This window comes from Devosia sp. (assembly GCF_024707125.1).
Taxonomy (GTDB): domain Bacteria; phylum Pseudomonadota; class Alphaproteobacteria; order Rhizobiales; family Devosiaceae; genus Devosia.
Map to the genome: position 1 here is coordinate 109,816 of NZ_JANQAH010000011.1, position 23,901 is coordinate 133,716.

General features: G+C 63.7%; 24 protein-coding genes and 1 pseudogene. 12 read left to right on the forward strand and 13 right to left on the reverse strand.

Features of this window, described 5'->3' with window-relative positions:
• Nucleotides 1-18 precede the first annotated feature (18 nt).
• The 12 genes from NVV77_RS15675 (at nucleotide 19) to NVV77_RS15730 (ending at nucleotide 11,755) form a co-directional block, all read left to right on the forward strand.
• A complete protein-coding gene (locus NVV77_RS15675; RefSeq protein ID WP_367178636.1) occupies nucleotides 19-858 on the forward strand; it encodes an ABC transporter ATP-binding protein in 840 nt (279 codons plus the stop codon).
• The gene (locus NVV77_RS15680; RefSeq protein ID WP_295414866.1) at nucleotides 855-1,877 is read left to right on the forward strand and encodes an iron ABC transporter permease; all 1,023 of its coding nucleotides are present in this window, start codon (nucleotides 855-857) and stop codon (nucleotides 1,875-1,877) included. Before NVV77_RS15675 ends, NVV77_RS15680 begins: the two co-directional genes overlap by 4 nt.
• Nucleotides 1,877-2,938, forward strand: coding sequence for an iron ABC transporter permease (locus NVV77_RS15685; RefSeq protein WP_295414867.1), 1,062 nt, complete (start codon nucleotides 1,877-1,879; stop codon nucleotides 2,936-2,938). The genes NVV77_RS15680 and NVV77_RS15685 overlap by 1 nt, the downstream gene beginning before the upstream one ends.
• A 14-nt stretch (nucleotides 2,939-2,952) precedes the next feature.
• Nucleotides 2,953-3,921, forward strand: a complete 969-nt coding sequence (locus NVV77_RS15690; protein WP_295414869.1) for an ABC transporter substrate-binding protein — start codon at nucleotides 2,953-2,955, stop codon at nucleotides 3,919-3,921.
• Between the two features lie 31 nt (nucleotides 3,922-3,952).
• Nucleotides 3,953-4,930, forward strand: a complete 978-nt coding sequence (locus NVV77_RS15695; RefSeq protein ID WP_295414871.1) for an ABC transporter substrate-binding protein — start codon at nucleotides 3,953-3,955, stop codon at nucleotides 4,928-4,930.
• Nucleotides 4,930-5,847 carry a sucrase ferredoxin gene (locus NVV77_RS15700; RefSeq protein ID WP_295414873.1) on the forward strand — a complete coding sequence of 306 codons (918 nt, stop codon included), beginning with the start codon at nucleotides 4,930-4,932 and terminating at the stop codon, nucleotides 5,845-5,847. The genes NVV77_RS15695 and NVV77_RS15700 overlap by 1 nt, the downstream gene beginning before the upstream one ends.
• 46 nt (nucleotides 5,848-5,893) lie before the next feature.
• Entirely contained in the window at nucleotides 5,894-6,865 is a 972-nt protein-coding gene (locus NVV77_RS15705; protein WP_295414875.1) for an ABC transporter substrate-binding protein, read from the forward strand.
• Nucleotides 6,866-6,889: 24 nt separating this feature from the next.
• Entirely contained in the window at nucleotides 6,890-7,849 is a 960-nt protein-coding gene (locus NVV77_RS15710) for an ABC transporter substrate-binding protein (RefSeq protein ID WP_295414876.1), read from the forward strand.
• Between the two features lie 144 nt (nucleotides 7,850-7,993).
• Nucleotides 7,994-9,289 carry a sorbosone dehydrogenase family protein gene (locus NVV77_RS15715; protein ID WP_295414878.1) on the forward strand — a complete coding sequence of 432 codons (1,296 nt, stop codon included), beginning with the start codon at nucleotides 7,994-7,996 and terminating at the stop codon, nucleotides 9,287-9,289.
• Nucleotides 9,290-9,303: 14 nt separating this feature from the next.
• Complete coding sequence (locus NVV77_RS15720; protein ID WP_295414880.1) at nucleotides 9,304-10,284, forward strand: ABC transporter substrate-binding protein; 981 nt, start codon at nucleotides 9,304-9,306, stop codon at nucleotides 10,282-10,284.
• Nucleotides 10,263-11,060, forward strand: coding sequence for an ABC transporter permease (locus NVV77_RS15725; protein ID WP_295414882.1), 798 nt, complete (start codon nucleotides 10,263-10,265; stop codon nucleotides 11,058-11,060). Before NVV77_RS15720 ends, NVV77_RS15725 begins: the two co-directional genes overlap by 22 nt.
• Nucleotides 11,039-11,755 carry an ABC transporter ATP-binding protein gene (locus NVV77_RS15730; protein ID WP_295414884.1) on the forward strand — a complete coding sequence of 239 codons (717 nt, stop codon included), beginning with the start codon at nucleotides 11,039-11,041 and terminating at the stop codon, nucleotides 11,753-11,755. The genes NVV77_RS15725 and NVV77_RS15730 overlap by 22 nt, the downstream gene beginning before the upstream one ends.
• On the opposite strand, the gene NVV77_RS15735 is transcribed toward NVV77_RS15730, so the two are convergent.
• From NVV77_RS15735 to NVV77_RS15795, 13 genes and pseudogenes are all read right to left on the reverse strand, one after another.
• Nucleotides 11,752-12,990, reverse strand: a complete 1,239-nt coding sequence (locus tag NVV77_RS15735; protein WP_295414886.1) for an energy transducer TonB — start codon at nucleotides 12,988-12,990, stop codon at nucleotides 11,752-11,754. The genes NVV77_RS15730 and NVV77_RS15735 overlap by 4 nt on opposite strands.
• Nucleotides 12,987-13,451 (reverse strand): TonB system transport protein ExbD, encoded by a 465-nt coding sequence (gene exbD / locus NVV77_RS15740; protein WP_295414888.1) that lies wholly within the window; start codon nucleotides 13,449-13,451, stop codon nucleotides 12,987-12,989. Before exbD ends, NVV77_RS15735 begins: the two co-directional genes overlap by 4 nt.
• A gap of 4 nt (nucleotides 13,452-13,455) precedes the next feature.
• Entirely contained in the window at nucleotides 13,456-14,502 is a 1,047-nt protein-coding gene (exbB, locus tag NVV77_RS15745; protein ID WP_295414889.1) for a tonB-system energizer ExbB, read from the reverse strand.
• A 195-nt stretch (nucleotides 14,503-14,697) separates the two neighbouring features.
• Nucleotides 14,698-15,126, reverse strand: a complete 429-nt coding sequence (locus NVV77_RS15750; RefSeq protein ID WP_295414890.1) for an Rrf2 family transcriptional regulator — start codon at nucleotides 15,124-15,126, stop codon at nucleotides 14,698-14,700.
• 18 nt (nucleotides 15,127-15,144) lie between these two features.
• Nucleotides 15,145-16,179, reverse strand: a complete 1,035-nt coding sequence (locus NVV77_RS15755) for a sulfate/molybdate ABC transporter ATP-binding protein (RefSeq protein ID WP_295414892.1) — start codon at nucleotides 16,177-16,179, stop codon at nucleotides 15,145-15,147.
• 11 nt (nucleotides 16,180-16,190) lie between these two features.
• The gene (cysW, locus tag NVV77_RS15760) at nucleotides 16,191-17,060 is read right to left on the reverse strand and encodes a sulfate ABC transporter permease subunit CysW (protein WP_295414894.1); all 870 of its coding nucleotides are present in this window, start codon (nucleotides 17,058-17,060) and stop codon (nucleotides 16,191-16,193) included.
• On the reverse strand, nucleotides 17,050-17,895 hold the full coding sequence (gene cysT, locus NVV77_RS15765; protein ID WP_295414896.1) for a sulfate ABC transporter permease subunit CysT: 846 nt from the start codon (nucleotides 17,893-17,895) through the stop codon (nucleotides 17,050-17,052). The genes cysW and cysT overlap by 11 nt, the downstream gene beginning before the upstream one ends.
• A 207-nt stretch (nucleotides 17,896-18,102) precedes the next feature.
• Nucleotides 18,103-19,455, reverse strand: coding sequence for an FAD/NAD(P)-binding protein (locus tag NVV77_RS15770; RefSeq protein WP_295414897.1), 1,353 nt, complete (start codon nucleotides 19,453-19,455; stop codon nucleotides 18,103-18,105).
• 86 nt (nucleotides 19,456-19,541) lie between these two features.
• Nucleotides 19,542-20,141 (reverse strand): alpha/beta hydrolase, encoded by a 600-nt coding sequence (locus NVV77_RS15775; protein WP_295414898.1) that lies wholly within the window; start codon nucleotides 20,139-20,141, stop codon nucleotides 19,542-19,544.
• Nucleotides 20,138-20,359, reverse strand: coding sequence for a hypothetical protein (locus tag NVV77_RS15780; RefSeq protein WP_295414899.1), 222 nt, complete (start codon nucleotides 20,357-20,359; stop codon nucleotides 20,138-20,140). The genes NVV77_RS15775 and NVV77_RS15780 overlap by 4 nt, the downstream gene beginning before the upstream one ends.
• A gap of 95 nt (nucleotides 20,360-20,454) precedes the next feature.
• A pseudogene (locus tag NVV77_RS15785) lies at nucleotides 20,455-21,442 on the reverse strand (sulfate ABC transporter substrate-binding protein).
• A gap of 281 nt (nucleotides 21,443-21,723) precedes the next feature.
• Nucleotides 21,724-22,908 carry an O-antigen ligase gene (locus NVV77_RS15790; RefSeq protein WP_295414901.1) on the reverse strand — a complete coding sequence of 395 codons (1,185 nt, stop codon included), beginning with the start codon at nucleotides 22,906-22,908 and terminating at the stop codon, nucleotides 21,724-21,726.
• 48 nt (nucleotides 22,909-22,956) lie between these two features.
• On the reverse strand, nucleotides 22,957-23,652 hold the full coding sequence (locus NVV77_RS15795) for a DedA family protein (protein ID WP_295414903.1): 696 nt from the start codon (nucleotides 23,650-23,652) through the stop codon (nucleotides 22,957-22,959).
• Nucleotides 23,653-23,901 lie beyond the last annotated feature (249 nt).

Sequence of the window (23,901 nt, forward strand, 5' to 3'; positions counted from 1 at the left end):
GTCATATAAGGAAAGCCCGTGTCAGGCAGTGCAACGACGCAGCGGATGCTGCGATTGGAAGGCATCGGGCTGAGCGTCGGCTATGGCGGCACCAATGTGCTCGACAATGTCGACCTCGCGATTCCCACCGGCGAGATCACCATTCTGATCGGCCCCAATGGCTGCGGAAAATCCACGCTGCTCAAGACCATGGCGCGCATCCTGACCCCATCCAACGGCAGCGTGCTGCTTGATGGCAAAGATATCCACCGCCTCGATACCAAGAGCGTCGCCGCCAAGCTCGGTCTCCTGCCGCAGGGCCCGATTGCTCCTGAAGGACTGACCGTGCGCGAACTCGTCGCCCAGGGGCGCTTCCCGCACCAGACCCTCTTGCGCCAATGGACCCGCGCCGACGAAGACGCCGTCAATGGCGCCATGGACATTGCCGGCATCACCGATTTTGCCGATCGCAGCGTCGATACGCTCTCGGGCGGCCAGCGCCAGCGTTGCTGGGTCGCCATGGTGCTGGCCCAGGAAACCGACCTCATCCTTCTCGATGAACCCACGACGTTCCTCGACCTCAAGGTGCAGGTAGACCTCATGGACCTGCTGGCTGGCCTCGCCCACCAGCGCGGCCGCACCCTGGTCATCGTCCTCCACGAACTCAGCCTCGCCGCCGCCTATGCTGACTATCTGGTGATGATGAAAGATGGCCACATCGTCGCCTCCGGCACGCCGGACGACATCTTCACCGCCGAGCGGTTGAAGCAGGTCTTCGGCCTCGACGCCAAGGTGCTGCGCGACCCCGATAGCGGCCGCATGGTCTGCGTCCCCTCCGGCACGCGCATGCGCAGTGCAACACCCGTGACCGCACGATGAGCACCATCGCCGCCCCCAATGCCGGCACGCATCCCGTCCGGGCCTGGAGCGGCGTTCCGGTGCTTCTCGGCGTTCTGGTCCTCGCCTTCCTGCTACACATCGCCGTCGGCGCCAAGCAGCTCTCGCTCGGCACCGTCATCGAGGCTCTTTTCAACTTCGACCAGACCGTTTTCGACCACGTTATTGTGCGCAATCTCCGCCTGCCCCGCGCCGTGCTGGCGGTCATTGTCGGTGCCAGCCTCTCCCTCGCTGGCGCCCTGATGCAGGGCGTGACGCGGAATCCGCTGGCCGATCCAGCCCTCCTCGGCCTCACCTCAGGCGCAGCCTTTGCTGTGGTCATCGCCACCAGCGTGCTCGGCCTTACCAGCATGATCTTTATCCCCTGGATCGCCATGCTCGGCGCGCTTGGGGCTGCGCTCGTCGTCTACATCATCGCCCGCCTCGTGCCCGGCGGCGCCACCCCGCTCAGCCTGACCCTCTCCGGCGCGGCCATCAGCGCCTTCCTCAGCGCCGTCATCTCCGTGGTCCACCTGCTCGATCAGGACACTTTTGAGAACCTGCGCGTGTGGCTGACCGGCGGCCTCGCAGGTCGCGACATCACGCTGCTGCTCTATGTCGGCCCGCCAATCGCGCTGGCGCTTATCGGCGGCGTGCTGCTCGCTCCCCGCGTCACCGTCCTCGCCATGGGCGACGAAGTAGCCCAGGGGCTGGGGGTAAAGACGGGCGCGCTAAAGGTTCAACTGCTGGCCGTTGTCGTCGTGCTGACCGCCTGCTCCGTCGCCCTTGCCGGCCCGCTTGGCTTCATCGGCCTCGTCATCCCCCATGTCGTCCGCCTCTATGTCGGCTCCGACTATCGCTGGATCGTGCCCTATGCGGCATTGGCGGGCGCCGTCTATCTCCTCGGCGTCGATACCATCGCGCGCATCGCCATCCCGCCGCGCGAAATCTCCACCGGCATCATCACCGCCATGATCGGCGCGCCGCTCTTCATCCAGCTCGTCCGCCGGAGGACCCGCTGATGTCCGCTCCCGCCCACCACTGGGTTTTCCGCAGCAAGTCCGAGGGAATCGCCCTCCGCCTTCCGGTCCGTGCCCTCGTCGCACTGGCCCTCCTTACGCTGGTCCTGCTCCTCACGTGCTGCGTAAGCCTTGCCACCGGCACCTATGGCGTCGCGCTCAACGAGGTGATCGACACCTTGCGCGGCCTGAGCATCAGCCGCGCCATCGACAATGTCGTCTGGGAATTCCGCTTCCCGCGCACTCTCGCGGCCGCCCTTGTCGGCGCCATGATGGCCCTTTCAGGCGCCGCATTGCAAAACACCACCCGCAACGGCCTCGCCGATCCCTCCCTCGTCGGTGTCAGCCAGGGCGCGGCCCTGGCGGTCGTTACCCTGACCGTCGTCTTCCCCGACGTCTCCGGCGCCCTGCGTCCCTGGGCCGCCTTTGCTGGCGCCATTCTCGTTGCCCTCGCCATTCAGGGCCTGTCGCATACCCGCCAGGGCGGCAGCGCCATTCGCTTCATCCTCATGGGCATCGGGCTTTCGACCTTCATCTCGTCGATCACCTCGGCCCTCATGACCTATGGCGACATCGACCGCGCCATGGCGGCTCTCTCCTGGCTCGCCGGCTCGATCAATGCCGCAAGCTGGAGCGATGTCTGGACGCTGGGCCTCTGGTGCGCCGTGCTGCTTCCCGCCCTCCTCGCCATCAGCCGCAGCTCCTCGGCCACCCGCATGGGCGAGGCGACGGCCGTCAGTCTCGGCGTCCGCACCCGCCTGATCCGCAATCTACAGCTTGGCATCGCCGTGGCCCTCGCCGCCATCGCCACCTCGGTTGTCGGCCCACTCGGCTTTGTCGGCCTCATCGCACCGCACGCTGCGCGCCGCATCGCGCCAGCCGGTATCGGCCTCAACCTGCTGATCACCGCCATGGTTGGCGCTGTACTCGTCTCGCTGGCCGATCTCGTCGGCCGCGCCGCCTTTGCACCCATTCAAATTCCCGCCGGCCTGCTCACCGCCCTTATCGGCGTGCCGCTCTTCATCGTGTTGATGGTGCGCAGCCGTTCCACCGCATCGCATTGATCTTGGAGGATTTCATGTCGTTTCGTTCAAGCCTGCTCACCGCCATCCTGGCATTCGCCCTTGCCACGCCGGCCCTCGCCCAGGAATTCCCGGTCACCATCGAGCACAAGTTCGGCACGACAGTCATCGAGACCAAACCCGAGCGCGTCGCCAGCCTCGACTACGGTGGCATCGGCAACCTGCTCAAGCTCGGGGTCACCCCCGTCATCGTACGCGAATGGCGCGACAAGTTCCCCTCCACCACGCCTCCCTGGGGCCAGTCGCTGCTGACCGGCGAACCCGTGGTCTTTGCCGGCGACATCGATCCGGAACTGGTCGCCTCGACCAATCCCGACGTCATCATCGCCCTGGCCTCCGGCATCGATGAAGACCTCTATGCCAAGCTCAGCCTCATTGCCCCTGTCGTCGCCATTCCCAGCGGCCTCGGCGACTATGAACTGCCCTGGGACCAGCGCGCTCTGATCGCCGCCCGCGCCATCGGCGCCGAGGCCGAAGCCCAGCGCCAGATCGACGCCATCCATGCCCGCTTCGCCGAAGTGCGCGAAAGCCACCCCGAATGGGCCGGCAAGACCGCCGTGGTCGGCCGCATCGTCGAGGGCGAATTCAGCGCCTTCAACAAGCTCGATATCCGCGCCAAATTCCTCAACGAATTCGGCTTCGTGACGCCAACCGCGCTCGACGACATCACAGAAACCGCCTTCTTCAACCTCGTCTCGCCCGAACTCATCGAGCCCATCAATGCCGACGTCCTCGTCTGGTATGGCGGCTCGGCCGCCCTGCAGGAGTCGCTCGATTACCCGGCCCGCCCCTTCCTCAAGGCCAGCGCCAATGGCGGCGAAATCTTCCTCACCGATGAGCACCTCGCGGCCATCGCCCGCCAGGAGCTTCTATCCATTCCGGTCGCCGTCGACTTCCTCGTGCCGCTGCTCGAAGCCGCCGCCGATGGCGATCCGGCAACGCCGGTCGAAGGCGCCCTCCAGTAATTCCGCTCTGACCTCTCGTGGAGACTATCCGATGATCTTCCGCACTGCTCTCGCCGCTCTCACCTTGGCACTGGGCCTCGCCCTCCCGGCTCTGGCGCAGGAGACCCGCTCCGTCACCGCCGCCAACGGCACGTTCGACATTCCCGTCGCCCCGCAGCGCATCGTCGCGCTCAACGACCAGATCGTCGCCCTTCCGCTCTATGAGTTGGGCGCAGCCCTCGTCGGCAGCGCCGGTCGAGTGGATGCCGAAGGCAAGACCTTCCTCCGCGGCGGCATGGATACCCTCGGCATCGACTATTCGAACACCGACATCAAATATGTCGGCCAGTTCAATGCCCTCGACCTAGAGGCCATCGCCGCCCTGCAGCCCGATCTCATCATCGGCGGCACCTATACCGACCCGGCCGTTGTGGAACAGCTTCAGGCCATCGCGCCGACCCTGGTGATCGACAACGGCGCCCTTGGCCTCGTCGAAACCCTCCGCACTCTCGCCGATGTCAGCGGCCAGGCCGGCAATTTCGAAGCCCGCTACCAGCGCTATCTCGACAATGTCGAACGCACCAAATCCTATATCGGCGACACGTCCGCCGTCTCCGCGACCATGACCTTTATGTTCCCGGCCGGCGAAGAACTCTGGGTCTATCGCGCCAATCTCGGTGCCATTGCCCAGGTCCTCTCCGACCTCGGCTTCGCCCAGCCCGCCGCCGTGTCCGCGCTCGAAGCCACCCAGGCTTCGTGGAGTGCCGAGCTGATCCAGGAACTCGATGCCGATTTCATCTTCGGCTTCTATCGCCAGCAGCCCGACGCCACGCCCGACGCCGTCCGCGCTGCTTATGAAAAGTTCGCGCCCGGCTGGTGCCAGGCCCTCACCGCCTGCCAGAAGGGCCAGATGGTCCTGCTGCCTGGCCCCACTTTCGGCAGCACCATGGCCGGCCTCGATCTCGCGCTCGATCTCGTCGAAACGCATGTCGCCGGCCGTTCCTTCGTTCCGTTTGAAGAAGCCAAGTAATGGGCAAGCACGTCTTCTGCACCGATCTCTGCCACGAACGCGGCGAGCCCCTGGCCGGCACCGGTGACGCGCCCAAGCGCGTCCTCATGCTCGCCTGGCCCCGCGGCAAATGGCGGGTGCCGCGCTGGGAGTCGGTCGATATGTCGCCCGAACTCTCTGAAGCTCTGCACGAAGCGGCTCATGCCAAGCTGCACGTGGCGCTGGTCGACAAGGTCGAGGCAGAAGGCAATCTGCCGACGCTCCACGCCCTGCCGGAGAACGTCTATGCCGACTTTTCCGACGAGGCCGAACTGATCGCCGCCATCCGCGATTATATCGGCGGCAAGGTGTTTGCTGGCGCCCCCGACACACGCCCCACCATCATCTGCTGCACCGATAGCCGGCGCGACGCTTGTTGCGCCCGCCACGGTTTTTCCACCTACAAGGCCCTGGTCAAGATCGCCGACCCGGCAGAGTTCAACATCGTCCAGGCCACCCATATCGGCGGCTGCCGCTTCGCCGCCTCACTCGTCGTCATGCCCCAGCGCCAGCGCTATGGCCGCATGACCGCCGAGCACGCCGAAGGTTTTCTCGACGCCATCGGCCGCAACGAAGTCTATCTCCCGACCTACAAGGGGCGTTCCGACGAGCCCGAACCGGCCCAGGTGGCCGAACTCGCCGCCCTCAAATGGGCCTCCGAAAATGGCTTCGGCACCTCAGCCGTTTCCCTCGGCGGCGATATCCCCGAAGACGCCCACGAAGGCGACCTTCTTACCCTCGAAGCCGAGCTTGCCGGGGCCCGCCTTTCCATTCGCATGCATGCCCAGGATTTCATGGTCCAGGGCAATTGCGGCGTCGTCGCCGAAGGCGGCGGCGAGATGACCCTGCGCTGGTGCGTGGACGAGGTCATCGCCCAGCTAAAGGCAGCAGCACACTAACCACGTCAAATACGGGCCCCACCCGAAGCGACTCTGGAGACTACCAATGACGATCCTACCCCGCCACGCCGCCCTGATCGCCACGGCGGGCCTCGCCCTGCTGCTGGCTGCGCCGACCTTTGCCCAGGAAACCCGCTCCTATACCGACGATGCCGGTCGCACCGTCGAAGTTCCCGTTGCCCCCAAGCGCATCGTCACCCTGCATGACAGCTCGCTCACCGTGCCGCTCGTCGAACTCGGCATCATCCCGGTCGGCGCCTTCGGTCGTAATGGCGAGGCCGGCCCCTTCATGCGCGGCGCCGCGACGCTGACCGGCGTCACCTTTGAAAACTCCGACATCGTCAATGTTGGCGGCTCACCCGCCGATCTCGAAGCCATCGCAGCGCTCGAGCCCGACCTGATCATCACCTCAAGCTTCCAGGAAGCGACGGCCGAGCAGCTCGAAGTCATCGCCCCGACTGTCTTCGTCGAAGACAATGTGCGCGGCGAACTCGCTACCTTCGATGACATTGCCGAGCTGACCAATACCCAGGACAAGCTCGCCATCCTCAAGTCGCGCTACCAGGCGCAGGTCAACCAGGTGAAAGCCGTTATCGGCGACCGAAACATCTCCGCCTCGATCATCCTGACCCAGGAAGGCCAGATCGCCGCCTGGCACACCTACGGCGTCATCGGCAAGGTTCTGCGCGATGCCGGCTTCACCTTCCCCGCCGTGATCGACGGTCTCGAAGGCACCGAGCGCACCTTCTTCTCGGGCGAAGAACTCCCAGCCTTCGATGCCGACTTCATGTTCCTCACCTATGACCCCTCGCGCGGCCAGAGCCCGCAGGATGCCATCGCCGATATCGAAACGGTCACGCCCAGCTTCTGCCAGTTCCTGACCGCGTGCACCGGCGAACGCTTCGTGCTGGTGCCGCGCGAAGACGCTGTCGCCCGCTCCTACACCGCCGCCGGCATGATGGCCTCCGCCGTCCTCGCCGCCATTTCCGGCCGCGATCTCGACGCGCTGGCCGAATAACGCTTCAACCGCAGGGAACCTCCCATGTTCAAACAGCTGATTGCCGCCGGCATCCTGGCCCTTGCCGGGCTCACCGCCGTCTCCGCCCAGGAAACCCGCAGTTTTACCGACGACACCGGCCGTACGGTGGAAATCCCCACCAAGCCGCTACGCATCGTCTCGCTGCACGATCTCTCGCTGACCGTCCCGCTGATCGAGCTGGGCGTCTTCCCACTCGGCAGCCACGGCCGCACCACGCCGGAAGGCACGCCCTTCATCCGCTCCAGCAAAGTGCTCACCGGCGTCGATTTCGACAATTCGGACATCAAGTTCGTCGGCAACCTCCCCGCTGACGTCGAAGCCGTCGCCGCCCTTGAGCCCGACCTGATCCTGACGACCGCCTGGCAGACCGCCGACGTCGAACAGCTCCAGGCCATCGCTCCGACCGTCGTTCTCGACGACAACGTGCGCCCGGCCTTCGAGATCTTCGATGTCCTCGCCGAACTGACCGGCACCGAAGACCGCCTCGCCGTTTTGAAGACCCGCTACGAAGGCCAGGTCGCCCAGATCAAGCGCCTGATCGATACCGGCTCCATCAGCGCCAGCGTGATCCAAGCCAATGACGGGAAACTCTATATCGAGCACACGTATGGCACGCTGGGTAAGGTCCTCCGCGATGCCGGCTTCACCTTCCCGGCCAAGATCGAAGAAATCCCGGCCGGCGAAAGCGCCGAATTCAGCGCCGAGACCCTGCCCGAATTCGACGCCGATTTCGTCTTTGCGACCTACCGCACCGACACACTGCAGACCCCGGCCGATGCCATTGGCGCGCTCGAAACGGCCATGCCGAACTTCTGCGAATTCCTCCACGCCTGCCGCGAGAACCAGTTCATCGTCATCCCGCGCGAGGAAGCCTCGGCCGCGTCCTATTACGCACTGGGCGCCATCAGCTATATGCTGATCTCGAATATCTCGGGCCGCGACTTCGTGCCCATGCCGCGCTAAGCCGCGACCAAAGTCTCCAAACACCTCATCCCCGCGAAAGCGGGGATGATCGTTTTATGTCAGGGATTCCGGCTTTCGCAGAACTGACAGCGTGATAAGAAGATGGCCCGCTTCCGTTCCATACATGTCATTCGAGATGCCGCGATGAGCAATTCCATTTTCGCCCAGATCGTTGCCGCCATCGGCGCAGTGGCCGTGGCGATCCGCCATGGCGGCGAAAACAAGTCCCCGGTTTATGGCTCCAAGCCCGATATTCCCGCGCCCAAGGCGCAGGGCAGCATCCCGACGCTGAAAATGCCGACTGCCAAGGGCTGGGAAGGCAATCACAAGCCCACCGCCGCCGCAGGCCTCAAGGTCAATGCCTTTGCCGCTGGCCTCGACCACCCGCGCCAGGTCTATGTCCTCCCCAATGGCGACGTGCTGATTGCCGAATCCATGGGTGAATCGGGCAAGCCCAGCTCGCTCTTCGACCACGCCATGTCGGCCACCATGCAGCGCGCCCGCGCCTCGGGCACGAGCCCCAATCGCGTGACCCTGCTGCGCGATGCCGATGGTGATGGCGTCGCTGAAATTCGCCACGCCTATATCGAGAACGTCCGCCAGCCCTATGGCATGGTGCTGATCGGCTCAACGCTCTATGTCGGCGCCAGCGATGCGCTCCTTGCTTATCCCTATGATCCCTCGGCGACCAAGATCACCTCGCCCGGCAAGAAGCTGATGGACCTCGTCCCCGGTGGCCACTGGACGCGCAATCTCATCGCCAGCAAGGACGGCACCAAGATCTATGTCGCCGTCGGTTCGCTGACCAATATCGGCGATGCCGGCATGGCCGCCGAAGAAAACCGCGCCTGCATCCACGAATATGACATCGCCTCCGGCAAGTCGCGCATCTATGGCGCCGGCCTCCGCAATGCCGTGGGCATGGCCTGGGAGCCAACCACCGACGTGCTCTGGACCGTCGTCAACGAGCGCGATGGTCTCGGCGACGAAACCCCGCCCGATTACCTGACCTCGGTCCGCGATGGCGGCTTCTATGGCTGGCCCTATTCCTATTGGGGCGTTGTCGACGATCGCGTGCCGCAGAGCACCGCTCACCCCGCCTCCAAGCAGGACCACCCGGATTTCGCCCTCGGCGGCCACACGGCCTCGCTCGGTCTTTCGTGGGTTCCCGAAGGCACACTGCCCGGCTTCCCCGCCGGCATGGCCATCGGCCAACACGGCTCCTGGAACCGCAGCAAGTTGAGCGGCTACAAGCTCACCTTCGTCGCCTTCGAAAACGGCAAGCCGGTGGGCCTGCCGCGCGACATCCTCACCGACTTCCTCTCGGCCGATGAAAAGTACTCCTTCGGTCGTCCGGTCGGCGTCGCCGTCGCCGCCGACAAGGCCCTGCTCATGGCCGACGACGTCGGCGACGTGATCTGGCGCGTTACGGGCGCCTGAGACCGGACTTGACCATGCTGGCAAAAACCATCGGCGCAGGGCTCCTTGCCCTCGCCGCTTCGTCCGCCGCCTTTGCCCAAGAGCCCCTCACGCTGACCATCGGCGTGCAGGAAAGCGGCACTGTGCAGTGGGAAATCGAGACCATCAAATCGCTCGGCCTCGACACCGCCCATGGCCTCAACCTTGAGGTCCGTCCCCTTGCCGATAGCCGCGCCGGGCAGATCGCTCTGCAGGCTGGTGCCGTCGACGTCATTCTTTCCGACTTCGTCTGGGTCGCCGCCCAGCGCAACGACGGCAACCTTGTCACCATGGTTCCACATTCGCTGACAGTCGGCGGCCTTATGGTCCCGGCCGATAGCGAAATCACCGACGCAACCGGCCTCGAAGGCAAGACCATCGGCGTCGCCGGCGGCCCAGCCGACAAGAGCTGGGTCATCCTTCAGGCCTATTTCGCCAGCAAGACCGGCAAGACTTTGCCGGAAATCGCAGAAGCCCGCTTCGGCGCTCCGCCGCTCGTCAATGAGTTGCTGGGCAATGGCGGCGTCGATGCTGGCCTCAACTTCTGGCAGTGGAATGCCCGCGCCAAGGCCGCCGGCATGCACGAACTGCTCTCGGTAAAAGCCATGCTTGCCGAACTCGGCGTCCCTGAACAACCGCCGCTGCTCGGCTGGACCTTTACTGAGGCAACCGCCGAGGCCAAGCACGACGCGATCGTGAAGTTCCTCGACACCTCCTTCGCGGCAAAAGAGGTGCTGATCACCGACGACGCAGCCTGGGAAAACCTCAAGGTGCTGATGGGCGCTGAGGACGACGCCGCGCTCTTCGAGCAGCTTCGCGACGACTATCGTGCCGGCATCGTCTCCTCCTACAATCCTGAGGACACGAGCGCCGCCGAACAGACCTTTGCCCTCCTCGCCCGCTTCGGCGGCAGCGAAGTTGTGGGCGAAGGCCAAGAACTGTTGCCGGGGACATTTTGGCCGGGCTACCGCAAATAGGCGAACCGCCACGCGCAGGGCGTAAACGCGCCCTGCCGCTGCTCGAGCTTCTGTCCTTCCCGATCCTGCTGCTGGTCTGGCAAGTCCTCGCCATGGTGCTGGCGCATCGGCTTTTTCCCTCGCCTATCGCAGTGGGCCAGGAAATGCTGCGCCTCGCGACGGAAGGAAAACTTCTCACCGATCTAAGCAAGACGCTCTGGCGCGCCAGCCTCGCCTTCATTCTCGCCATGCTGCTCGGCACCGCCCTCGGCATTCTGCTCGGCCGCAAGGCCTGGCTCGATCGCCTGTTCTCCAGTTGGCTCCTCGTCGGCCTCAACCTGCCCGCCATCGTTGTCGCCATCGCGCTCTATATCTGGCTCGGTCTCACCGAAACTGCGCTGATCCTCGCCGTCGTCATCAACAAGGTGCCGCTGGTTGCAACGACCATCCGCGAAGGCGTACGCAGCTTCGCCCCCGAATTCGACGAGCTTGCCCTGGCCATGCGCTGGCCTCCAGCAAAACGTCTCCGCCTGATCTTCCTGCCCCAACTCATGCCCTTCGTCCTCGCCGCCGCGCGAACCGGCCTCTCCCTGATCTGGAAGATCGTCCTTGTCTTCGAAGTTTTGGGCAGCGACGGCGGCGTCGGCTACCGCGTCAGCCTCTTCTTCCAGTTCTTCGACATCACCGGCATCCTCGCCTACACCTCGGCCTTCATCCTCGTCGTCCTTGCCATTGAATACGGCGTGCTGCGCCCCATCGAGAAGAGGGTGCTGCAATGGCGACCGGCCCAGGCCTGATCATCTCCATCGAGGAAAAGCGCTACGCCGACAGCGTCGCCCCCACGCTCTCTGGCTTCAAAGCCGAGATAGCGCCCGGCAGCGTCACGGCCATTCTCGGTCCATCCGGCATCGGCAAGTCAACGCTCCTGCGCATCATCGCCGGCATAGACCGCGATTTTTCCGGCCACGTGACCATCGACGGCCAACCTGCCGCCGAAGCCGCCCCACCCGGCTTTCTATTCCAGGACCCGCGCCTGCTGCCCTGGCTGACAACATCAGACAATGTCCGAACCGCCGGCAAGGGCGTGAGCACGGAAAAGGCCATGGCCGCCCTCGCCCGAACAGGCCTCGCGGACCACGCAAACCTCTACCCGCACCAGCTCTCGGGCGGCATGCAGCGCCGCGCCGCGCTTGCCCGCGCACTGGCCCTCAATGCCGGCTTACTTCTGCTCGATGAGCCCTTCGTGTCGCTCGACCGCAGCCTCGTCGAGGAAATGTACGAGCTGATCGCATCGGTCGCCGCCGCGGACGGGCCGACGATGATCCTCGTCACCCATATGACCGAAGATGCTGCCCGCCTCGCCGACCGCGTGCTGGTCCTATCCGGAACGCCCGCCCACATAACGGCCGACCTTGCCCTCTCAAAACCCCGCTACCAACGCGACAGGGCCACGCTGGACACTTATCGCCAGCTGATCGAAGGCGCGAATTAGCGCTCGTAGTCGATCGGCATACCGATGGTCAGCCGGCTGCGCGGCAAGCCCTCAGGCGGGCGTGGCACAGGCGAGCTGGCATAGACGAGGTCGCGCGCCGCCTGGTCGAGCGCAGCAAAGCCGCTCGAGCCGGCGATGCTCACCGACTGCACATTGCCCCCCGCGTCGATCGTGAACTGCACGACCACCCGCCCCTCTTCGCCGCGCTGCCGGGCATCGGCTGGATATTTGCGACGTTGGCCGATATGGCGCAGCACGCTCGTTTCCCAGCGATTGACCTGCGAAGCGCTCGGCTCCGCGCTGGCAGTCTGCTGCGGCGCCGCAGCCTGCTGCGCCTGCTGCTCCTGCGGCCTCGGCGCCGAGGCCTGCGTAGCTGCCTGCTGTGGCGGCGGTGTCCGGCGAGGCGGCGGCGTAAACTTGGTTTCGGGCGTATTGGCGCGCGTCTCTGCAATGCGCGGCGACATCGTCACCGGCACCGGCAGGTTCGGATCAACTGGCTCAACCACCGGCTCCGGCTCTGGAACCGGTTCTGGTTCTGGTTCCGGCCGCTCGACGAGTTCTTCTGGTTCGACAACAGGTTCCGGCTCAGGCCGCTCGACCGTAGCCATCTGCCGCTGGATCACCACGGCAGGCTCCGGCACCTCAACTTCGGGCACATCGATGATCGGCTCGACCGGTTCCGGCACGACCGCGGGCTCGGGTTCAGGAACAGGCTCGGGTTCCGGCGGCGGTACCGACTTGGGCTCAACCGGCGGCTCCGGCTCTACAGCGGGTTCAGGCTCTGGCGGAGGCTCAACCTCGGCCTCTGCGGTCTCGACGACCTCCTTGGGCTCGGCCACTTCTTCCGGTTCGGTGACTTGCTCCGGCTCCGCAACCTCTTCCGGTTCAACCTCCGGCGGCGGCTCCACAACCGGCTCCGGCTCCTCAATGGGTTCGGCTTCGGGATCAGGCTCCGCTTCGCTCAGCGGCGTCGCCTCCGAGGCAGCCGAAAGCTCGCCCTCGGGCACGTCGAGTTCCTCGGTCACCGGCGACACGGCGAATTCGGCAAATTCGACGACCATCGCCCCGGCCGGCGGCCCGGCCGCTTCTTCTACGGGCACAAAGGTCTGATAGGCCCAATAACCGCCAACCAGCCCGGCAATAACCAGCAGGCTCGCCGTCGTCCAAAGGAAAACGTCGCCCTTCTTGGCGCGCAAAAAGTCTTCCGCGACAAAACTGTCGCCTTGCTTGGTCATTCTGCTGCCTGGGCGTCCTGGCCGTTCGGCACAGCCACAGCATTGGCCGATTCCAGCCCCACCAGCGCAATCCGCACATAGCCGGACGAGCGCAACAGGTTCATGACTTCCATTAGGTCCCCATAAGCCACGGCCGCATCGGCGCGCAGGAACACCCGCGTCTCCCGATCGCCGCCGGTCACCTGATCGAGCGAGGCGGCAATGGTCTCGCGAGCCATCGGATCATTGCCGATGGCGAGGCTCAGATCGTCCTTGAGCGTAACGAAAAGCGGCTCTTCGGGCCGCGGTGCCGGCGTTGCATTGGAAACCGGCAGGTCGACATTGATATCAACCGTCGCCAACGGCGCGGCCACCATGAAGATGATCAGCAGCACCAGCATGACGTCGATAAACGGCGTCACGTTGATCTCGTGATTGACATCGAGTTCGTCGCCGCCGCCTTCCTTGATCCGACCGGCCATGCCCCTACTCCGCCGCGAGGGCCGTTGGGCCACGCACGATAGAGAGCGCTGCGCGATCAAGATCGCGACTCACAAGACGCTCGATACCAGCCGAAACATCCGCCAACAGCTGGCGATAGCCCGTCACCGAGCGGGCAAAGGCGTTGTAGATCACGACGGCCGGAATAGCCGCGACGAGACCAAAAGCCGTCGCCAGCAGCGCCTCGGCAATGCCCGGCGCCACCACGGCAAGGTTGGTCGTCTGCGTTTCGGCGATGCCCACAAAGGCATTCATGATGCCCCAGACGGTTCCAAAGAGCCCCACAAACGGCCCGACCGAACCCACCGAAGCCAGAATGCCGAGGCTCTGCGAAATCTTGCGGCCCGCGGCCACTTCGATGCGGCCCAAGCGTGAGGAGACGCGCTCCTTGATCCCACCCGGATCGACCCGGCCAACGAGATCGCGCGACATTTCAACCTCTTCGGCCGCCGCCTTGACCAGCATGGCGCCAAGCCCGCGGCGATCGGCCATCACCGCGGCAACGCTTTCGAGGCTGTCGGCCTTCAACACCTCGCGCAGCGCCTTGTAGGCGCGGCGGCGAGCACCGGAAAGCTGCATGCTCTTGGCCACCCAGATGATCAGCGTGACGACGGACGCGCTCAGCAGGCCGATCATGACGCTCTTCACGACATAGTCGGCCGCCATGAACATGCCCCAGGGCGAAAGATCATGGCCTTCAAGGCCCGTTTCCACCATGGGGAGATCGGACTCCGCAGGCGCCACAGGCGTCGTCGTTTCCGTGGCAGGGGCAGACATTGCCGGATTTGCATCTGCAGGCGACGGCACCGCCGTATCCTGCACCGGGGCGGCTTCCTGGGTCACAACCGGGGCCGCCGGAGCCGGAGCGGCGGGCGCTACAGCCGTCGGCGTCTCCGCCGCAGTCACAGCCGGAGCAGCATTCTGCACGGGCGCAGTCTCCTGGGCCGCGACCGGAAGGGCGAGGCCGGAAATGAGGAGAAGACCAGCGACAGCGTAAAGCGCGCTTCTGTTGCGGTGCAGACGATCAGCCATGAGGACACTACCCTTGACACAGCACCTGCTGTCAACCGGGCGCCGGATCAACTGATCCAAGCGACCGCCCATAGGGCGCGGCGTATGCAGAAGCTCAATGCCGCTCACCTATTAAAGATGACGTTTATTGTCAAGAAAACGCCAGGACGATTAAACCGACCGCGCAACGTTTTACACCGCGCGAAAAACCTGCCGTCAGGCGAGCAGTTCAGGCGCCGCCAGGGCCGCAGCAAGACTGGTCTTGTCGAGCACATCGCGCGAGGCCAGCGCCACGCGCGAAAACACATGCCGCAATTCGCAGCTTTCCTCCGAGCGGCAATCCTCGCAGCGCCGATAGGCGACAATGGAGAGACAGGGCAAAAGCGCAATCGGCCCGTCGATGAGCCGCAAAACCTCGCCGAACATCACCTCTTCGGCCGGCCGGATCAGCTCATAGCCGCCCGTGCGCCCGCGATGGCTGCGCACGATGCCATTGCCCTTGAGCTGGAGCAGGATCTGCTCCAGGAACTTCTTCGGGATCTTCTGCTCGGCCGCAATCTCGCTGGTCATCAGCGTATTGCCGGGCCCTACGCGCGCAAGCGCAAGCAGGGCACGAAGCGCATAGCGGGCCTTCTGGGAAATCACCGCGCGCTCCTCGCCACCCTATTCGGCTGGAAACAGTTTCCAGCGTTTCGGACGGAAGCTGATCTGGCTCCGCTCGCCGGCCGGATGATCGAAGGGAAGATCGATCTCCACCCGGTGCCCTGCACCACCAATGTCGAGCTCAACGCGACGGGTACCGCCGACGCGGCGGCTGCTGGCGACGACGCCGGACAGGGCCGCATCACCATCCACGAGCTCGATATCATGCGGACGGAAGAACAGCCGCGCTGGCCCCACGGCCTCGGGCGAGGAAATGCCGATCGGCCGATCACCCAGCCAGATGTCCCCACGCTCGATATTGACCGGCAGGGTGCTGGATTCGCCAATAAACCCGAAGACGAATGGCGATTGCGGCTGATCATAGACCGTGTCCGGCGTACCCACCTGCTCGATCTTGCCCTGGCTCATCACGCAGAGCCGGTCGGCGAGTTCGAGCGCCTCTTCCTGGTCGTGCGTCACGAACACGGTGGTGTGGCCGGTGCGATCATGCATTTCGCGCAGCCACTTGCGCAGCTCGCGGCGCACCTGTGCGTCGAGCGCACCAAACGGTTCGTCAAGGAGCAGCACGCCCGGCTCGATGGCAAGCGCGCGCGCCAGCGCCACGCGCTGGCGCTGACCACCCGAAAGCTGGCTCGGATATCGCTTTTCAAGGCCCGAAAGCTGCACCAGATCGAGCAGTTCGCGCGCCCGGCGGCGGATTTCCGCCTTGGGCGGGCGCGTCGCGCGCGGCCGCACTTCGAGACCGAACGAAACGTTCTCAAGGATCGTCATGTGTCGGAACAGCGCATAGTGCTGGAACACGAAGCCGATATTGCGCTCCTGCACGCTTTTTTCCGAAGCGTCCTCGTCGCCGAAGAAAATCTTGCCCGCCGTCGGCCGTTCGAGGCCCGCAATAAGACGCAGCAAGGTGGTCTTGCCCGAGCCCGAAGGTCCAAGCAGCGCAATGAGCTCGCCCGATTTGATATCCAGCGACACATCGTGGAGCGCCGGAAACCGGTCGAATTCCTTGCGGACGTTTTGAACGCGTACTTCCATCTCTATTCCAGTTAGTGGCCGCGACCGGTGGCAGCGAGTTCGTCGCCGAACCGCCATTCCAGCGCTGTTTTGAGAACCAGGGTGACGAGCGCCAGCAAGGCGAGGAGCGAGGCCAGCGCAAAGGCCGCCGTGCTCTGGTATTCATTGTAGAACATTTCGACCTGCAGCGGCATGGTCGTCGTCTGGCCGCGGATTTTCCCCGAGACCACGGCCACGGCGCCGAATTCACCCATGGCGCGCGCATTGCAGAGCAGCACGCCATAGAGCAGGCCCCATTTGATATTGGGCAGGGTCACGCGCCAGAACGTCTGCCAGCCGGAAGCGCCGAGCGACAGCGCGGCTTCTTCATCGCCCGAGCCCTGATCCTGCATCAGCGGAATGAGTTCGCGGGCAACGAAGGGGAAGGTCACGAAGATCGTCGCGAGGACGATGCCCGGCACGGCAAAGAGGATTTCGATATTGTAAGACCGCAGCCACGGCCCGAGCACGCTGCCCGAGCCAAACAGCAGCACATAGACGAGGCCCGAAATCACCGGCGACACCGAAAACGGCAGGTCGATGAGGGTAATAAGAAAGGCCTTGCCCTTGAACTCGAACTTGGCAATGGCCCAGGAGGCGGCAAGGCCGAAAACGACATTCAGCGGCACGGCAATGGCTGCAACGAGCAGCGTCAGTCTTATGGCCGATTGCGCGTCTGGCTGCTGCAGCGACTGGACGAAGACGCCGATACCCTCGCGCAGCGCCTCAGAGAACACAGCGACCAGCGGCAGAACCAAGAACAGGGCCATGAACAAGAGGCCGACAAGGATCAAGATCCAGCGGACATAGACCGGCTCATTGGTCGGCGAGGCCAGGCGGCGGACATGCGTACTAGCTGCCATAGCCATATCTCCGGCGGCTCCAGGCCTGAATGAGGTTGATGATGAAGAGCATCACGAAGGAAATCGCCAGCATCACCGTCGCGATCACCGCCGCCCCGGCATAGTTGAATTCCTCGAGTCGAATGACGATCAGCAGCGGCGCAATTTCCGAAACGAACGGGATATTGCCGGCAATGAAGATCACCGAGCCGTATTCCCCAACCGCCCGGGCAAAGGCGAGCGCAAAGCCGGTCAGGATGGCCGGCATCAGGCTGGGCAGCAGCACGCGCGTAATGGTCTGGAAGCGGTTGGCACCAAGCGTCGCCGAGGCCTCTTCGACCTCCTTGCTGATCTCTTCGAGGATCGGCTGAATGGTGCGGACGACAAAGGGCAGGCCGATGAAGATCATGGCAATGGTGATGCCGATTGGCGTGTAGGCAATGCGCCAGCCCAATTGCGCCGCAAACTGCCCCACAATTCCGTTGGGCGCATAGATCGCCGTCAGGGCAATGCCGGCCACAGCCGTCGGCAGGGCGAAAGGCAGGTCGACCATGGCGTCAAAAATACGCCGGCCGGGAAAGCGATAGCGCACCAGCACCCAGGCGATCAGCGTGCCGAAGACAACATTGATCCCAGCAGCAATAGTCGCGGTCAGAAAGCTGGTGCGCAGCGAGGCTAGCACGCGCGGATCGAGCGCCGCAGCCCAAAACCCGTTCCAGCCGAGCCCTGCCGAGCGCAGCACCAGGGCGACGAGCGGCACGAGAATGATCAGCGAAAAGTAGGTAAGAGTGAATCCGAGGGTCAGGCCGAAGCCTGGGATGACACTGGGTTGGCGAAAGCGGCCGAGTCTGCTCATGCGGCTTTCTCCAGCAGGGATGCGCTCACGAGGCATCCGGGTTGGTGCAGTTTTGGTCGGATCATGCGGGGGCCCGAAATTTCCGCCCAACTCTAGCCACGGAGTAGGGTTTCGCAAGGCGGGGCCCGGACAACATTCTATCAAATGATAGAAATTCATTCCACGGGCCGCGCCCCAGGCCAAACTCGATTGCGTTTGGGCGCAAAGTCAGTGCGCGGCGAGCAAAGAGTTCGCTATTGCGGCACACTGCAAACGGATGTCCGGGACGGCCTCGATCTCGAAATATCGACCCCTCGTCAGCGGCCCGACAACGCGTACGCGCTGCGATACGCGCCCCTCGCTGGCGACCACCGCGCAATTGGGATCGACGTCGAGACCGATATGCATTTCGTCCGGCCGTGCCGCGCCCGATTGCACCAATTGCCGGATCAGCGGATTGGCGCTGGCGCGAACGTCGACCGATACGCCCCCGCAATCATAAACGCGCGCCACTTCGATTACCTCCCGCCGCTCGGAGCCACGCGGTCGGACCGTTGCTCGCACCACATCCCCCACCCGTTCGATGCCGACGAATTCGCCCGCCACCAGATTGACCTGCCCGCTATCCACGGCGCGCGCTAATCCCGCGTAAAGATCAGGCGGCAGGCGATGGCGATGAATATTCCACCATGGCCGCACGTGACGCAGAAACTGCCGCTTTTCTCGCAGCGGCCAACTGCCCCAGAGCCGCTGATTGAACGGCCGCAACCCATCGACAACACTGCGCCAGTCGCCACCCTTCGCTTCCACGTCGCGCACGATGTCGCGGAACCAGCGCGCGAGATAAGTGAGGCTGGTCCCAAACGGCACGTCGGCCGCATCGATCGCGATCGGCGCCACATCCTTGTGCGCTTTCGGAAGCAGGCCATTGCGCGAGACCACGGTAATGGGCCCACGATGCTTCGCCTCGGCCAGCGACACCCAGGCGTCGACCATGCTGAGGCCCGAGCCGAGGATCATCACTGCCGCATCGGGGTCGAGCGGCGTATCCCGCTCCGAACCCGCACGAACGGCAATACCCCTGCCCCGCGCCGGCTGGGTTTCGTGGCCTACCGCCAAAGCAGCCCATTGCGAGACAATGCTCGTTCCATTGGCCAGCACCGTCTCGATGCCATTGGGCGTTTCGTGCAACGCCACGGCTTCCTCGGAACGCACGAGCAGGCGTCCCGGCATATGCTCGCCAGCCTCGCGCAACACATCTTCAAGATAGGCGCCATAGAGCCGACGCGGCACGAAGGTCCAGGACGAGCCGTGCTTCCCGGGTTCGCGCCGTTGCAGCCAACGCCAGAAATGCTCGGGATCATCGGCAAAGGCGCTCATGCCGCGCGCCGGCACATTGACCCGGTGGTTGCGGGCGAGCGCCGAATAGGCCAGCCCCTGACCAAAGCGTCCCTGCCTTTCGAGCAAGGTAACGCGCAGGTCGGGATCGGAGCTGCGCAGCAGATGCGCCGCGAGCAGCACGCCGCTCGCCCCGCCTCCGATGATGACAATGGATTTGCCCGTTGAGCCAGTGGCGGTCATCGCAACCCTCCCGGTTATGCGCAATGCGCCGTCAATATTGGATGCCGGGACACACCCCGGCGCCCCGCAGGAACGCGCGGGGCGTGCTAAAATGAGCGCAATTGCGCTTGGGCAGAATTCACCCGCCGTGACCGCTCTTGCCAGCGATCCGCTCGCTCGGCAACCTGCCGAGCCAATTCATAGCCCTCGACCCACCGCCCAAAGCCGCTCGCCACATTGATGTGGCCGACATAGCCGGCGTCGACCAGCGGCGCCTGCCAGTTTTTGGCAAGCGAAACGGCCTTGTCGAGGGTCATGTAGATATCGTCGCGACTGGCAACGACCTGAGTCGGAAAGGGCAACGGATCCGTTGGAATGCGGCCGAATTCATAGGTCCGCGCATGAAGTGCCGAGGTGCGCTCGATATCGGCTGGAGCGACCAGCAGGGCACCGCCAACCAGTGATCCCACCGAACTGCCGGCCAGCCGGGCCACCAGCATGGTCCCCAGGCTATGCGCGACGATGATCGCGCCTGGATTGGCCAAAACAGCCTCTTCGAGACGCTGCTGCCAGCGCGCCGCCTCCGGATTGGCCCAGTCGGTCTGCTCGACCAGTTGCGCCTCTTCGAAGTCTTCGAGCCAGAAACGCTGCCAGTGCCCGTCGCCCGATCCATTGAGGCCAGGCACGACAAGGACCGGCCGGGTCATTGCTCCGGTATCCCTTCATGCCGCGCGTCCCAAAAACTGCGCGGCTCGGGCTCCGGCGCCTTGCCGGCAAGGTAGATCGCGTCCTGTTCGAGCGGGCTCAGCGCCGCCTCATCAGTGCGTGCGGGCAGGCCACCAAAGAAATTCGCCTTGGCGGGCGCCTCTTCCGCACTGTTCCGGGCCATGGGGCCGGGGCTAAAAATACCGAAGAAATGCACCATTCTGTCCTCCAAAGTATAGACGTCACTCAGGAAGGGGACGTGCCCCGCGGCGAAGAAGGTGCGGCCGGCGCCATAAGCAACCGGCCGCAACCAGTTTATTGAGCGGGACCGGAGTAGATCTGGTCGAACACGCCGCCGTCACCAAAGTACTTCGGCTGCGCTTCACGCCAGCCACCGAAATCCTCGATGGTCACAAGGTTCAGTTCGCCAAAGCGGGCAATATCTTCCGGAGCGGCAGCATCCGGACGGAACGGACGATAATAGTGCTTGGCAGCAATCGCCTGGCCGGCATCGGAATAGAGATAGTCGAGATAGCCTTCGGCGAGATCGAGGTTACCCTTCTTCTCGGCATTGCCCGGAACCAGCGCCACCGGCGGTTCGGCAAGGATCGAGAGCGACGGCGTCACGATATCGAAAGCATCGGGGCCAAGCTCTTCAAGGGCGAGATAGGCTTCGTTTTCCCAGGCGAGCAGCACGTCGCCGATGCCGCGCTGCACGAAGGTGGTGGTGGAGCCACGCGCGCCGGTATCGAGCACCGGAACGTGCTTGAAGAGCTGGCTCACGAATTCCTGCGCCTTGGCGTCATCGCCGCCATTGGCTTCGCGGGCCCACGCCCAGGCAGCAAGGAAGTTCCAGCGCGCGCCGCCCGAGGTCTTCGGGTTCGGCGTGATCACTTCGACGCCGTCGGCAACCAGGTCGCCCCAGTCCTTGATGCCCTTGGGATTACCCTTGCGCACGAGGAAAACGATGGTTGAGGTATAGGGCGCATTATTGTTTTCGAGCGTGCCACGCCAATCGGCCGGGATGAGCCCGGCATCGGCAATGGCATTGATGTCGCTTTCGAGCGCCAGGGGTGACGACGTCGGCTTCAAGCCCGTCGATCACGGTACGGGCCTGCGAACCTGAACCGCCATGGGTGACCTGCACGGCCACGGTCTCACTCTTGGTCTCTTGCCAGTGAGCGATGAACGCCTCGTTGAACTCGCGATAGAGCTCACGGGTCGGGTCATAGGAAACGTTGATGAGCGTCCGGTCCTGCGCATGGGCAGTGACGGAGAAACCAACCGCGAGCGATGCGGCCAGGGCGGCATAGGCGAAAATCTTGGCTGTCCGTTTCAAGGAAACCTCCCGATAGCGAATACATAAACTCTATCAACTCAGTCGTGATTGAAAAGGTTCTAGCTTGCGAGCCGAAGCCCAGAAGGAGAAAATAATGCTCCAACAGGGCGCCGCTGCCAAGTTTGTCGCAATTGGGTTCTGAAACGACCCCTCTTTCCCAGGTTTCGTTGCGCTTTTCGGAGGAGCTTTACGAGGCCTTAACGCGCCATTGCGCAGCAGATTCAGGTCCCGGGCGCTTGGTTGGCCTAGGCCACCAAAATGCCGGTGACGACACAAATGACAGCATAAGACACGGTAACCGTCAGGATGCCGAACATGGCATTGGTCAGGCCCATGATAAAAAAGCCGGCAACCAGGGTCGACACAAGCACCAGAATACGCGGCCTTGCTTCAGTCTTGGCCGAGCGAACGACTTCAACGATCGGTGCGAGTAGAAAGAACGCATAGGCGACAAGCCCGAGAATGCCGGCACTGGCGGCAAAATCGGCCAGATCATTGTGCAGATGCGGCCAGTTTCCGAACGGCAGTTCGGACAGTTCGTTGGCGAGATTGACGAAGGCCAGCGGCCCATGGCCGAAAATCGGCGCCTGCACGAAGGCTTTAATGCCGCCTGAAATCATCTGCAGGCGAATGGCGGTCGACTCGTCCGTCGGCACGCCGTGCTGGAACACGTCCACCATGTCGATCAAGACGCGCTGAATTCCGGAGAGCTGGCTTGCCCCTAAGAACAGGGCGACAGCTCCACCGACCACCAGAGCCGCCAGCGCAAAAAGCGCTTGTTTTACCGAGACCAGCCGCAGCACAACGAGCCCAATGGCCGCCACGGCAAGCATCCCGGCAATGGCTACAACAGCACCGCGAGTGCCGGACAAAACGACAGCGACGATCGCCAGCACGGGTCCCAACAAGAAAAGGAACCGCCACAGGGTCACTTTTCCGACAAGGCCTGCGCAAGCAAGGAACCCCACGAGCAGCGCCACATCGGCAAAATGGATCGGATTGGCCACTCCCTCACCGGCCCGGACGGTGCCCGTTGCCACGACCTCCATTACCGCAACCACCGCAGCCCCGGCGACACCGGCCAAAGCAAGAATTGCGATGAGAACCGAGCTGTCATCGGATTTCATGTCCTCTGCTGCCGTCAGCAGTGGCCATATGGCAAAGAGCGGCGAGAAAAACGCCAGCCCGACCAGCCCCTCAAAGGACTTCGCTCCGATAGCATAGGAAATCGCGATAAGCCCAAGTCCCAGCAACGGCATCCAGACGATCGGGCGCCGAAGCTGCTCGCCTGCACGCTGGAACATCAGCGAGATGGAAAGGCCACCCAGCGCCAGGAAGATGACATTCCCCGCCTCGGGCGCCACAGGCGACATGGCAAGTGTGGCAACGAGGGCAAGGAGAACGACGGAGCTGCGGACTGAATAGAGCATATGGCTCAACTACAGCCCGAAGTGCTCATAGACAAGCTCGGCCGCGTCTTACACGCTTGACCGTCCCCAGCGCGCCTGCAGCGAACGTCCAAAACCACCCATGAAGGGCGCAAAGACGAGGACGATCGAACGGAAATAGTGGATCAGCAGGAACAGCACAGTCAGCACCGCGGCGCCGACAATGATCACCAGTTCCAGCGACAGGCCAATGGATTTGAGCCATGCCGTCAACAGCATGCCAGGCAGGATATGAGCCGCCGCCCAGGCGAAGGCCGAAGACACGTTGATGATGGTGAACCAGCGATAGGGCATGCCCATCATGCCGGCGATACCGGGCACCACGGCTTTCACTCCCGGAATAAATCGCCCGATGAAAACCGACTTGCCGCCATGCTTGGCAAAGAACACCTCGCCCCGACTCAGGAGCTCAAGATAGTTCCTGAACGGCCAGATCGTCTTGATGCGATCCTTGAGCGCAAAGCCCACGGTGTATGAGATGGCGTCCCCAATAACCGCGCCCACAACGGCCGCGAGGTAAATTTCCCAGAACGGCAGCTTGCCCGTGGCGATAATACCGCCAACGAGCAGCAGAACCGGCGTCGAGGGCACGAATAGCCCCAGGATAAACACCGCTTCGCCGATGGCGACGAGGAAGATGAACCCAATCGAAAGCCAGAAATTGTCCGACACGGCATTGAGCAGCGTCTCAAGCCACACCGACACGGAATGAAGAAATTCGATCATAGGGGCTGAAAACCAGGAGAAATGAAAATGGGCGTGAATGGCGTAGCGGCAGCACAGCGCCGGCAGTTTGCGTCGATCTCGTCCACGAATGCCCCTCGATCACCGGCTATCCGCAGGCACATCGCCGCGGAAATTTGGGCCAGACTACTCCTGCGGCCACAAGGAAAGCTAGCCACCTTCCCTGCCCGTCGCGACGATTTGCTTATGAGCCAAGGCACCGGACCTGCCTCTGCGGGCGTCGCGCAAAAC